The organism is Glycomyces xiaoerkulensis, assembly GCF_002798405.1.
Classification (GTDB): domain Bacteria; phylum Actinomycetota; class Actinomycetes; order Mycobacteriales; family Micromonosporaceae; genus Glycomyces; species Glycomyces xiaoerkulensis.
Map to the genome: position 1 here is coordinate 185161 of NZ_PGGV01000038.1, position 11332 is coordinate 196492.

17 protein-coding genes and 2 pseudogenes are annotated in these 11332 nt (G+C 69.2%); 18 read left to right on the top strand and 1 reads right to left on the bottom strand.

Annotated features, from left to right (window positions below; translation table 11 throughout):
* Positions 1 to 10: 10 nt before the first annotated feature.
* The 16 genes and pseudogenes from rplB (at position 11) to CUT39_RS19575 (ending at position 8111) form a co-directional block, all read left to right on the top strand.
* Complete coding sequence (rplB, locus tag CUT39_RS19500) at positions 11 to 853, top strand: 50S ribosomal protein L2 (protein WP_100449124.1); 843 nt, start codon at positions 11 to 13, stop codon at positions 851 to 853.
* Positions 854 to 855: 2 nt separating this feature from the next.
* Complete coding sequence (gene rpsS, locus CUT39_RS19505) at positions 856 to 1137, top strand: 30S ribosomal protein S19 (protein ID WP_100449125.1); 282 nt, start codon at positions 856 to 858, stop codon at positions 1135 to 1137.
* 37 nt (positions 1138 to 1174) lie between these two features.
* On the top strand, positions 1175 to 1678 hold the full coding sequence (gene rplV / locus CUT39_RS19510) for a 50S ribosomal protein L22 (protein WP_100449126.1): 504 nt from the start codon (positions 1175 to 1177) through the stop codon (positions 1676 to 1678).
* Positions 1678 to 2490 carry a 30S ribosomal protein S3 gene (gene rpsC, locus CUT39_RS19515; protein WP_100449127.1) on the top strand — a complete coding sequence of 271 codons (813 nt, stop codon included), beginning with the start codon at positions 1678 to 1680 and terminating at the stop codon, positions 2488 to 2490. Before rplV ends, rpsC begins: the two co-directional genes overlap by 1 nt.
* A gap of 5 nt (positions 2491 to 2495) precedes the next feature.
* Positions 2496 to 2906 (top strand): annotated as a pseudogene (gene rplP, locus CUT39_RS19520) (50S ribosomal protein L16); the annotation flags it as partial.
* Positions 2907 to 2920: 14 nt separating this feature from the next.
* On the top strand, positions 2921 to 3154 hold the full coding sequence (rpmC, locus tag CUT39_RS19525) for a 50S ribosomal protein L29 (protein ID WP_100449128.1): 234 nt from the start codon (positions 2921 to 2923) through the stop codon (positions 3152 to 3154).
* Positions 3151 to 3420 (top strand): 30S ribosomal protein S17, encoded by a 270-nt coding sequence (gene rpsQ, locus CUT39_RS19530; protein ID WP_100449129.1) that lies wholly within the window; start codon positions 3151 to 3153, stop codon positions 3418 to 3420. Before rpmC ends, rpsQ begins: the two co-directional genes overlap by 4 nt.
* Before the next feature lie 12 nt (positions 3421 to 3432).
* A complete protein-coding gene (rplN, locus tag CUT39_RS19535; protein ID WP_100449130.1) occupies positions 3433 to 3798 on the top strand; it encodes a 50S ribosomal protein L14 in 366 nt (121 codons plus the stop codon).
* A gap of 3 nt (positions 3799 to 3801) precedes the next feature.
* Positions 3802 to 4116, top strand: a complete 315-nt coding sequence (rplX, locus tag CUT39_RS19540) for a 50S ribosomal protein L24 (protein ID WP_100449131.1) — start codon at positions 3802 to 3804, stop codon at positions 4114 to 4116.
* Positions 4116 to 4685 carry a 50S ribosomal protein L5 gene (gene rplE, locus CUT39_RS19545; protein WP_100449132.1) on the top strand — a complete coding sequence of 190 codons (570 nt, stop codon included), beginning with the start codon at positions 4116 to 4118 and terminating at the stop codon, positions 4683 to 4685. Before rplX ends, rplE begins: the two co-directional genes overlap by 1 nt.
* Complete coding sequence (locus CUT39_RS19550) at positions 4685 to 4870, top strand: type Z 30S ribosomal protein S14 (RefSeq protein WP_100449133.1); 186 nt, start codon at positions 4685 to 4687, stop codon at positions 4868 to 4870. Before rplE ends, CUT39_RS19550 begins: the two co-directional genes overlap by 1 nt.
* A 103-nt stretch (positions 4871 to 4973) precedes the next feature.
* Entirely contained in the window at positions 4974 to 5381 is a 408-nt protein-coding gene (gene rpsH / locus CUT39_RS19555; RefSeq protein WP_100449134.1) for a 30S ribosomal protein S8, read from the top strand.
* An 18-nt stretch (positions 5382 to 5399) separates the two neighbouring features.
* On the top strand, positions 5400 to 5939 hold the full coding sequence (gene rplF / locus CUT39_RS19560; protein WP_100449135.1) for a 50S ribosomal protein L6: 540 nt from the start codon (positions 5400 to 5402) through the stop codon (positions 5937 to 5939).
* A complete protein-coding gene (rplR, locus tag CUT39_RS19565) occupies positions 5939 to 6334 on the top strand; it encodes a 50S ribosomal protein L18 (RefSeq protein ID WP_100449136.1) in 396 nt (131 codons plus the stop codon). Before rplF ends, rplR begins: the two co-directional genes overlap by 1 nt.
* Before the next feature lie 381 nt (positions 6335 to 6715).
* Positions 6716 to 7369 (top strand): annotated as a pseudogene (locus CUT39_RS19570) (lysozyme); the annotation flags it as partial.
* Positions 7370 to 7430: 61 nt separating this feature from the next.
* Entirely contained in the window at positions 7431 to 8111 is a 681-nt protein-coding gene (locus tag CUT39_RS19575) for a peptidoglycan recognition protein family protein (RefSeq protein WP_100449138.1), read from the top strand.
* On the opposite strand, the gene CUT39_RS19580 is transcribed toward CUT39_RS19575, so the two are convergent.
* The gene (locus CUT39_RS19580; protein ID WP_100449154.1) at positions 8112 to 9002 is read right to left on the bottom strand and encodes a MurR/RpiR family transcriptional regulator; all 891 of its coding nucleotides are present in this window, start codon (positions 9000 to 9002) and stop codon (positions 8112 to 8114) included. It abuts the gene before it with no gap.
* Between the two features lie 89 nt (positions 9003 to 9091).
* Between CUT39_RS19580 and murQ the strand changes: the two genes are divergently transcribed.
* On the top strand, positions 9092 to 10030 hold the full coding sequence (murQ, locus tag CUT39_RS19585; RefSeq protein ID WP_100449139.1) for an N-acetylmuramic acid 6-phosphate etherase: 939 nt from the start codon (positions 9092 to 9094) through the stop codon (positions 10028 to 10030).
* Between the two features lie 331 nt (positions 10031 to 10361).
* On the top strand, positions 10362 to 11332 hold a 971-nt coding region (locus tag CUT39_RS21545), incomplete at its 3' end, for a DUF222 domain-containing protein (RefSeq protein ID WP_114149479.1).

An 11332-nucleotide genomic window follows, 5' to 3' on the forward strand; every position in this document is an offset into this window, starting at 1 on the left:
GAGAGAAGACATGGCCATTCGCAAGTACAAGCCGACGACGCCAGGCCGGCGCGGCTCCAGCGTCTCCAAGTTCGACGAGATCACGCGGTCGACGCCGGAGAAGTCGCTGGTGCGCCCGCTGACCAAGTCCGGCGGCCGCAACAACTCGGGCAAGATCTCGACCCGCCACCGCGGGGGCGGCCACAAGCGCCGCTACCGGGTGATCGACTTCCGGCGCCACGACAAGGACGGCGTGCCGGCGAAGGTTGCTCACATCGAGTACGACCCGAACCGCACCGCGAACATCGCGCTGCTGCACTACGCCGACGGCGAGAAGCGCTACATCCTGGCCCCCAGGGGGGTCAAGCAGGGCGACCGGGTCGAGAGCGGCGCCGGAGCCGACATCAAGTCGGGCAACGCGATGGAGCTGCGCTTCATCCCGGTCGGTACCACCGTCCACGCCGTGGAGCTCAAGCCCGGCGGCGGGGCGGCCCTGGGCCGCAGCGCCGGCGCCTCGATCCAGTTGCTCGCCCGCGAGGGCAAGTACGCGCACCTGCGCATGCCCTCCGGGGAGATCCGCCTGGTCGAGTCCAGTTGCCGCGCCACGATCGGCGAGGTCGGCAACGCCGAGCAGACCAACATCAGTTGGGGCAAGGCCGGCCGCATGCGCTGGAAGGGCTGGCGGCCGACCGTCCGCGGTGTCGTCATGAACCCGGTCGACCACCCGCACGGGGGCGGCGAGGGCCGCACCTCCGGTGGGCGCCACCCGGTGAACCCGAAGGGCAAGCCCGAGGGGCGCACCCGGAGGAAGAACCACCCGAACGACCGGCTGATCGTCCGCCGTCGCCACGCCAACCGGAAGCGGGGTAAGTAAGCATGGGCCGCAGCCTGAAGAAGGGGCCGTTCGTCGACGACCACCTGCAGAAGAAGGTGGACGCGGCGGTCGAGTCCAAGTCGAAGACCGTCATCAAGACCTGGTCGCGCCGCTCCACGGTCACGCCCGATTTCATCGGGCTGACCTTCGGGGTCCACGACGGGCGGAAGCACGTTCCGGTGTACGTCACCGAGAACATGGTCGGGCACAAGCTCGGGGAGTTCGCTCCCACCCGCACGTTCCGCGGCCACGTGAAGGACGACCGCAAGAGCCGTCGCCGCTAGGCCACGGGCTTGAAGTAACGAACGAAGGAATAGAACGATGGCAACACTGGAGCAGGAGGCTCCGAAGGCGCGCGCGGTCGCACGGTACGTCCGCGTCGGCCCGCGCAAGGCGCGCCGCGTCGTCGACCTCGTGCGTGGCCTGCCCGTGGACGAGGCCCTGACGACCCTCGAGTTCGCGCCCTACAGCGCGGCCGAGACGGTCTACAAGGTCATCGCCTCGGCGTCGGCCAACGCGGAGAACAATCTGGGCCTGGACCCCGAGTCCCTGCTGGTCTCGGAGATCCGGGTCGACGAGGGCCCGACCATGCGTCGCTACCGGCCCCGCGCCCACGGTCGCGCCTACCGGATCAACCGGCGCACCAGCCACATCACCGTGGTGGTGGAGTCGGTCCAGGCCGCCCCCGTGGACACCGGTTCGATCCGCCGCCCGAAGGCCGCGCCCAAGCCGGAAGAGAAGGCCGACAAGCCCGCCGAAACCGAGCCCGACTCGGACGGTACCGACGAGACGACGGAGACCGCTGAGAAGGAGGAGACCAAGTAATGGGTCAGAAGGTCCACCCGCACGGGTACCGCCTCGGCATCAGCTCTGACTGGACGTCGCGTTGGTACGCCGACAAGGAGTACGCCGACTACATCGGCGAGGACGTCAAGATCCGCAAGCTCATGACCAAGGGCCTTGAGCGTGCCGGCATCAGCAAGGTCGACATCGAGCGCACCCGCGAGCGGGTCCGCGTCGACATCCACACCGCCCGGCCGGGCATCGTCATCGGCCGCAAGGGCGCCGAGGCCGACCGCCTGCGCGGCCGGCTCGAGAAGCTGACCGGCAAGCAGGTCCAGTTGAACATCATCGAGGTCAAGAACCCCGACGTCGATGCTCAACTGGTCGCCCAGGGCGTGGCCGAGCAGTTGGCCAGCCGCGTCAACTTCCGCCGCGCGATGCGCAAGGCCATCCAGTCGGCCATGCGCAACCCGACGGTCAAGGGCATCAAGGTCATGTGCTCCGGCCGCCTCGGCGGTGCGGAGATGAGCCGCTCGGAGCAGTACCGCGAGGGCCAGGTCCCGCTGCACACGCTGCGCGCGAACATCGATTACGGCCTGTTCGAGGCCCACACCACCTTCGGCCGCATCGGCGTCAAGGTGTGGATCTACAAGGGTGAGGCCACGCTCAAGGAGCAGGCCGAGCAGATGCAGCGCCGCCGCGACGCGGGCGGCGACCGCGGTGGCCGGCCGGGCCGCGGCCGCGGAGGCCGCGGGGGCCGGGGTCGCAGCGCGAACACCGGCACGCCGCAGGGCGCGCAGCCCGAGGGCGCTTCGGCCGCTCCCGCCACCGAGACTCAGAAGCAGGAGGGCTAAGCGACATGCTCATGCCACGGAAACCGCCGCGCGGTTACCGCAAGCCCCACGCGCCCAAGCGCAAGGGCAAGGCCACCCGCGGCACCAGGGTCACCTTCGGCGAGTTCGGCATCCAGGCGCTGGAGCACGGCTACGTGACCAACCGGCAGATCGAGGCGGCCCGTATCGCCATGACCCGCCACATCAAGCGCGGCGGCAAGGTCTGGATCAACATCTTCCCCGACCGTGCCATCACCAAGAAGCCGGCCGAGACCCGCCAGGGCTCCGGCAAGGGTTCGCCCGAGCACTGGGTGGCGAACGTCAAGCCGGGCCGGGTGATGTTCGAGATCTCGTTCCCGAACGAGAACACCGCCCACGAGGCACTGCAGCGCGCGATCCACAAGCTGCCGATGAAGTGCCGCGTCGTAACGCGTGAAGGTGCAGGTGAGTTATGGCGACTGGTATCGACGCCGGCGAGCTCCGCGAGCTCGGTGACAAGGAGCTCGAGCAGAAGCTGCTCGACAAGAAGGAAGAGCTGTTCAACCTGCGGGTCCGGCACGCGACCGGCCAGTTGGAGAACAACCACATGCTCGGCCTGGTCCGCAAGGAGATCGCGCGGATCTACACCGTTATGAACGAGCGCCGGCTCGGCCTCAGCGCCACGCCGGAGGAGGTTGAGGAATGAGCGAGCAAACCACTACTCGCGGTCGGCGCAAGGTGCTCGAGGGCCTGGTCGTCGGCGACAGGATGGCCAAGACGGCCGTCGTCGAGGTCGAGGACCGGAGCATGCACCCGCTGTACGGGAAGGTCATCCGGACCAGCAAGAAGTACAAGGCGCACGACGAGGACAACCAGTGCGGGGTCGGCGACCGCGTCTCCATCATGGAGACCCGGCCGCTGTCGAAGACCAAGCGCTGGCGCATCGTCGAGATCCTTGAGAAGGCCAAGTAGGGAGATCGGGACGTGATTCAGCAAGAGTCGCGGCTGAAGGTCGCCGACAACACCGGTGCGCGGGAGATCCTGTGCATCCGGGTGCTGGGCGGCTCCGGCCGACGCTATGCCGGTATCGGCGACACGATCGTGGCCACGGTCAAGGACGCCATCCCGGCCGCCGGGGTGAAGAAGGGCGACGTCGTGCAGGCCGTCCTGGTGCGGACCGCCAAGGAGCGCCGCCGCCCCGACGGGTCGTACATCAAGTTCGACGAGAACGCGGCCGTCCTGGTGAGGGACGGCGAACCGCGGGGGACCCGCATCTTCGGGCCGGTGGCCCGGGAACTGCGCGACAAGCGGTTCATGAAGATCATCTCCCTCGCGCCGGAGGTGTTGTAAGAGATGAAGGTGAAGAAGGGCGACCGCGTCCGCATTCTCGCGGGCAAGGACAAGGGCGCCGAGGGCCTGGTGCTGGAGGCGTACCCCGGGCGCGAGCGCGTGCTCGTCGAGGGCGTCAACCGCATCACCAAGCACACCAAGGCCGGGCAGACGGCGCGTGGTTCGCGCACCGGCGGGATCGTCACCCAGGAGGCGTCGATCCACGTGTCCAACGTGATGGTGCTCGACGCCGACAACCAGCCCACTCGCGTGGGCTACCGCAAGGACGAGAACAACCGCAAGGTTCGGATCTCCAAGCGGACGGGTAAGGACCTGTGATGACTGACGTTGCAGAGAAGATCGCGCCTCGCCTGAGGGAGACCTACCGGTCCGAGATCAGGCAGAAGCTGCAGGAGCAGTTCGAGTACAAGAACCTGCACCAGATCCCCGGAGTGACCAAGATCGTGGTGAACATGGGCGTGGGCGAGGCCGCTCGCGACTCCAAGCTCATCAACGGCGCGCTGGAGGACCTGGCGACCATCACCGGCCAGAAGGCCGTGGTGCGTCGCGCCCGGAAGTCGGTCTCGCAGTTCAAGCTGCGTGAAGGAATGGCGATCGGCGCGAAGGTCACGCTTCGCGGCGACCGCATGTGGGAGTTTCTGGACCGGCTGCTGTCGCTGGCGCTGCCGCGCATCCGCGATTTCCGCGGCCTGTCGGACCGGCAGTTCGACGGCAACGGGAACTACACCTTCGGCCTGACCGAGCAGGCGGTGTTCCCCGAGATCAACCAGGACAAGATCGACCGGGTGCGCGGCATGGACATCACTCTGGTGACCACCGCGACGACCGACGACGAAGGCCGGGCGCTGCTGCGGCACCTGGGCTTCCCGTTCAAGGAGAACGAGTAATGGCGAAGAAAGCCCTCATTGCGAAGGCCAAGAGGAAGCCGAAGTTCGCCGTACGCGCCTACTCCCGCTGCCAGCGGTGCGGCCGGCCCAAGGCCGTCTACCGCAAGTTCGGGTTGTGCCGAGTGTGCGTGCGCGACATGGCGCACCGCGGGGAGCTCCCCGGCGTCCACAAGGCTTCCTGGTAGGCCGATCGAGCCGGCCGAGCCGGCGCGGATACTCCTGTCGATCGCCACAGGCCCGGGGCGCTTCAGTGCCAGGGAACCGGGGCGAGAAAGGTTATACACGAGCATGACAATGACCGACCCGATCGCGGACATGCTGACCCGTCTGCGGAACGCCAACCAGGCCTTCCACGAGTCGACGTCGATGCCGCACTCCAAGATGAAGGCCTCGATCGCCGAGGTCCTCAAGCGGGAGGGCTACATCGCCGACTGGCGCGTGGCCGAGCCCGAGGAAGGCAAGGTCGCCAAGACCCTGACCGTCGACCTGAAGTTCGGCGAGCGCCGCGAGCGGTCCCTGGCGGGCCTGCGCCGCGTGTCCAAGCCGGGCCTGCGGGTCTATGCAAAGTCCACTGAGCTGCCGCGCGTCCTCGGCGGCCTGGGTGTGGCCATCGTGTCCACGTCCCAGGGCCTGCTGACCGACCGTGAGGCTCGCAAGCGCGGCGTCGGCGGCGAAGTCGTCGCCTACGTCTGGTAGTCAAGGAGGGTATGAAGCATGTCCCGAATTGGGATGAACCCGATTCCGGTGCCCTCCGGCGTCGACGTCACGGTCGACGGCGCGAAGGTGACCGTGAAGGGCCCTAAGGGCGAGCTCTCCCAGGAGCTGCCCGAGCCGATCGGCATCGACACGAGCGAGGACGGGGTGATCCGGCTGACCCGCCCCAACGAGGAGCGCAAGTCCCGGGCCCTGCACGGCCTGGCCCGCAGCCTCGTCAACAACATGGTCGTCGGGGTCTCGGAGGGGTACCGCAGGTCTCTGGAGATCAACGGGACCGGTTACCGGGCGCAGGCCAAGGGCAAGGGCGTGGAGATGAGCCTCGGCTACTCCCACACCATCCAGGTCGACGCCCCGGAGGGGATCACGTTCACGGTCGAGCGGCCGACCCTGCTGCACGTCGAGGGCATCGACAAGCAGTTGGTCGGGCAGGTCGCCTCGAACATCCGCCGACTGCGTCCGCCGGAACCCTACAAGGGCAAGGGCGTCAAGTACGCCGACGAGCGTATCCGCCGCAAGGCCGGGAAGGCAGGTAAGTAATGGCGAGCAAGATTCAGCGCCGCCGCCCGTCCGGGTCGGTCTCCCAGCAGCGCCGCGTGGCGCGGAACCGGCGCCACTTCCGGGGCCGCAAGAAGGTCGAGGGCACGGCTGCGCGGCCGCGCCTGGCGGTCTTCCGCTCCTCGAAGCACATCGTCGCCCAGGTGATCGACGACGGCAAGGGCCACACGCTGGCTTCGGCGTCGAGCATCGAGCCGGGCCTGCGCGCCTTCGAGGGCACCAAGACCGACCGGGCCACCGAGGTCGGCAAGCTGGTCGCCGAGCGCGCCAAGGCCGCCGGCGTCGAAGCGGTCGTGTTCGACCGCGGGGGGCTGAAGTACCACGGCCGCATCGCGGCCCTGGCCGATGCCGCCCGGGAGGTCGGCCTCAGGTTCTGATCGGTTCAAGGACCCCGAAGGGGCCGGGAGGAGCATCGCTCCTCCCGGCCCCTTTGTCCGTGCCGTGGCCGCCCGGCGGACCGGTTCGGCCCGATGCCCGACGGGTCCCGGTAGTCCGGGATTCACCGAATCGTCTAAGAAAATTATTTTCGGTCACTTGACTCCTGTCGGAGTTTCTCTCCATACTGGGTCAGAGTGTGATACCACGCACTCTTCCCCCGATAGGCAGATCTCCTGACAAGCAGGGAGTCTCAGGTGAAAAACTTCGAAAACAACGAAACCACCCCAGCAAGACGGGGGCTTCGCGGCCTCCTCGTCCTCTTCGCCTCGATCATCCTCACCGCGGCCACCGTGGCGGTGGCCAGTCCGGCGCAGGCGCAGAGTCGCGTGCCCGGCATCGACGTCTCGCACTGGCAGGGCTCGATCAACTGGAGCTCGGTCCGGAGCGACGGGATCCAGTGGGCCTACATCAAGGCCACGGAGGGGACGTCCTACAAGGACCCCCGGTTCAACACCAACTACCCGGCCGCCTACTACGCCGACGTCATCCGCGGCGCATACCACTTCGCCCGGCCGAACGCCTCCAGCGGCTCGGCCCAGGCGAACTACTTCGCCAGCAACGGCGGCGCCTGGTCGGCGGACGACCGCACGCTCCCGGGCGTGCTCGACATCGAGCACAACCCGTCCGGGTCCATGTGTTACGGCCTCTCGGCCACCCAGATGCGGAGCTGGATCCTCGGCTTCTACAACACGTACAAGTCGCGGACCGGACGCGACGTGGTCATCTACACGACCGCGTCGTGGTGGAACACCTGCACCGGATCGTGGACCGGCATGGCCTCACGGAGTCCGCTGTGGATCGCCCACTGGGGCGTCTCCAGCCCCACCCTCCCGGCGGGATGGCGGAACACCACCTGGACGTTCTGGCAGTACACCTCGACCGGATCGGTCTCGGGCATCTCCGGAAACGTCGACCGCAACTACTTCAACGGGTCGCGCAGCCGCCTGCTCGCCCTCGCGAACGACACTCCCTAACTCCCCTGAGGAGGGCGGCCCCCGACCGGGGCCGCCCTCCGGCCGATTAGGAGACAGGACAATGGCTTCCGAAACCAACCGGTTCGACCGCCGCGTGATCCGCCGGCGACTACTGCTCGGCGCCGGCGCTGCGGGCCTGCTCGGCGCGACCGGCGCCGCAGGCCTGGGCACGGCAGCGGCCCACGCCGCCGTCGAACCCCACGTCGACTCCACCGCCGCATGGGGCGCGCGGCCCCCGCGCGGGACCAACCCCGTCGTCTGGGGAAGTCCGGACAAGCTCATCGTGCACCACACGGTCTCGGCCAACACCGGCGACTTCTCGCGCGCCCGTGCCCACACGCACGCGCGCTGGGTGCAGGACCTGCACATGGACGACAACGGCTGGCGCGACAGCGGGTACAACTTCACCGTCAGCCGCGGCGGCTGGATCACCGAGGGCTGCACCGGCAGCCTCGACGCGCTCTGGTCCGGCACGAGGTTCATCCGGGGCATCCACACCGCCGGGCAGAACGCCCAGTCGATCGGGATCGCGAACGAGGGCGCCTACCACGACGGCGCCGTACCCACCGCGGCGCAGTGGGAGGTCCTGGTGACCCTGTGCGCCTACGTCTGCGAGAAGTACGGAATCCCGTCGAGCCGGATATACGGCCACAAGGACTTCGGCTCGACCCTGTGCCCGGGTATCTTCCACGACCGCCTGCCGCGGCTGCGCAGCGAGGTCGAGGACGCCCGGCGAATGTAGTCAGCCCGACGGACGCATGCGGTCCGAGACGGCTGCGGCGGTGGCGGCCAGCGCCTTGGTCGAGCGCCGCCGCAGCTTGGCCGCCACCCCCACGAACAGGAAGTCCACGACCATGAGCTGGGCGATGCGGCTCACGGTCGCCCCGGACCGGAAGGTGGTCTCGCGGGCGGCGGTCGTCAGCACCAGGTCGGCGGTCCTGGCCAGCGGTGAGCGAGCGTGGTCGGTGATCGCGATCGCGGTCGCGCCCCGGTCCCGGGCCGCCTCGAGGAAGTCGACGGTCTCGGTGGTCGCGCCCGAGTGGGAGACCCCGACCGCGGCGTCCCGGTGGCCGGCCAGCGCCGTGGCTACCAGCGCGGCGTGGACGTCCGGCCAGTTGAAAGCCGTACAGCCGATGCGGTGGAGCTTCTGGGCGAGGTCGGTGGCGACGATCCCGGAGGCGGCCACGCCGAAGACGTCTATCCGGCCGGCGCCGGCCAGCGCCGAGACGGCCGCCTCGCATGCCGCGGTGTCGAGGGCGTCGGCGGTGTCGGTGATCGCGCCGATGTCGGCGTAGCTGATGGTGGCGACGATGCGGGACATGTCGGCGCCGGTGGGGATGTCGCCGCCGGCGATCTCCCGATCAGGACCCTCCCCGGTGCCGATGACGGCCTGCGCGGCGCGCATCCGCAGCTCGCGGTGGCCGGCGAGCCCGAGGGTCCTGCAGAACCGCACGACGGTGGCCTCAGAGGTGCCGGCGGCCCGGGCGAGCTCGGTGATGGTGCGCGCAGAGGCGGCTTCGGGCTCGCGGATGATCTCCTGGGCGACCTTCGTTTCGGCCTTCGACAGCGACGGCAGGAGGGATTTGATGTGCACCAGGAGGTTCGGCACGTCGTTGCGGCTGGCTGCGGACATGCGCTCACCGTACACCCGACTTAACGGTATATTTCTTCAACTTGATCGATAACGATGAAAGTTATCGCCATTGCGATAGGCTCGCACCCGTGAGTGATGCGAGCGAGGACCCGGATGCGAGCGCCGTTCTGGCGGCCCTGCCGACCGAAAGCGCCGATCCCAGGTACGCCGGAATCGACCACCTGTCCACGCTCGAGCTGGCCAGGACCATGAACGAGGCCGACGCCACCGTCCCGGAGGCGGTGGCCGCCGTCCTGCCGGATCTGGCCGAGGCCGTCGACGCCGTGGCCGAGCGCCTGGCGAGGGGCGGTCGCCTCCGGTACGTGGGAGCCGGGACCGCCGGGCGGGTCGCGGTGCAGGACGCCGCCGAGTGCCCTCCCACGTTTTCCACCGACCCCGATCTGGTCAAGGCTGTCCTCGCCGGCGGACGGGACGCCGAAGGCGGCGCGGTCGAGGGCGGCGAGGACGACGCGGCCGCCGGGGCCGCCGCGATGGCGGCCGAGGGCATCGGGCCCGACGACGCGGTGGTGGGCCTGGCCGCCAGCGGCCGCACCCCGTTCGTGGTGTCCGCCGTCCGCGAGGCCGGGAATCGCGGGGCGCTCACGGTCGGCCTGTCGTGCAACCGGGGCACCGTGCTGTCCGCCGCCGCCGAGCACGCGCTCGAAGTGGAGGTCGGCCCGGAGGTCGTGGCCGGGTCGACCCGCCTGAAGTCGGGTACCGCGCAGAAGCTGGTGCTCAACATGATCTCGACGATCAGCATGGTCAAACTCGGCAGGGTCTACCGCAATTACATGGTCGACATGCGCGTGCTCAACTCGAAGCTGGCCGACCGCGCAGTGCGCATGATCGGCGAGATCACCGACGCCGACCGCGACGCCGCCCGAGAGGCGCTGGGGGAGGCGGACAACCGGATCAAGACCGCGGTGGTCATGATCGAACACGGCGTCGGCGCCGCCGAGGCCGACCGGCTGCTGGCCGAGGCCGGGGGGCGGTTGGCCGGGGCGCTGGCGATGCGTGGAGGGGCCTGATGGGCCCGGCAATGGTGGCGGGTGCGTGGGCGGGGTGACGCGTCCGGGTGGCTGCGGTGCGCTGAGGCGGCTACGAAGAGGTGGGTGGGCGGTGGGGGTGGGTGTTCGTGGCCGGGTGGTCGGCGGTTGCGGTGGGGCCGTGGCGGGAGGGTCGGCGTCGAGTGTGAATGATCCTCGTATCCGGTTGGGCCCCAAGTTGTCCGGTGCCGAACATGAAGACTCTCTCACTCGTACGGGTGATGCCATATCCGTCATCGTTCCGTAACATTGAGTAGTAGCACAGGCGATCTGAATCGGTCTGCTTGTTCGAATCTCGATGAGGGGGTGTGCGATGGCGGCGACCGGGACCCGCAGTACCAGGGCCGAAGCCCTCCGCACCGACCTCGACGACGCGGCGGCGCTGATGAACTCGGTCCATGCCCAGGTCTTGGGGCGGGTGATCGAGGCGCTGGACTGGAAGGTCCACCGCGACCTGGACGGGTTCGCCTCGCCGTTGGAGTGGCTGCGGACCGGGTTCGGATTCCACTTTAAGGTGGCCGCCGACATCGCCGTGGTCGCCAAGTGCGCCCGGAAGTTCGCGGTGCTGGCCGAGGCGGCGGCCGCCGAGCGGGCCCGGATCGATCTGGTCGCGGTCGCCGTCCGCCGCCTGGAGCGCACGAAGGCCCTGCGCGTCTACGCCCGGGTGCCCTACGGCGAGGCGGTCCCCTCCCCGTGGGGTGGCGACGTCACCTGCTCCACCCCTGAGCACTTGATTGCCGAGTACTGCGCTCATGCCACCCGGGCTGAGCTGATCGGCTACCTCGACCGGATCGAGGCCGCCCTCGATGCGGGCGAAGAGCTGCTGGACGGGCTCTCCGAGCAGTCGCTGCAGCGGGTCGATCTGGTGGAGCTGCCCAATGGCATGTGGTCGCTGGAGGGCCTGCTCGACGGCCAGACCGGGCGGCTGTTCGCGAAGCTGCTGGAGACGGCCGTGCCCCCGCCCCGGGCCGACGAGACCGACGAGGACGGGGTGCTCCCTCCGGCGGCCAACCGCCGGGCCGAGGCCCTCCACCAGATGATCGCCGCCTACGGGGCCGGTCCGGCCGCGCCGACCCGGCACGGCCACACCGCGACGCTGAATCTGACGGTCGACCTCGCCACCCTCCGGGGCGAGGACACCGGGCGGGTGCCGCTGATGGAGGGCCGACCGGTCTCGGTCGCCAAGGCGCGCCTGCTCGCGTGCGAGGCCGGGGTCGTCCCCATCGTGTTCGACTACACCACCGGTGAGGCGGTGGAGGTCGGGGCCTACCGGCGCCTGCCGGG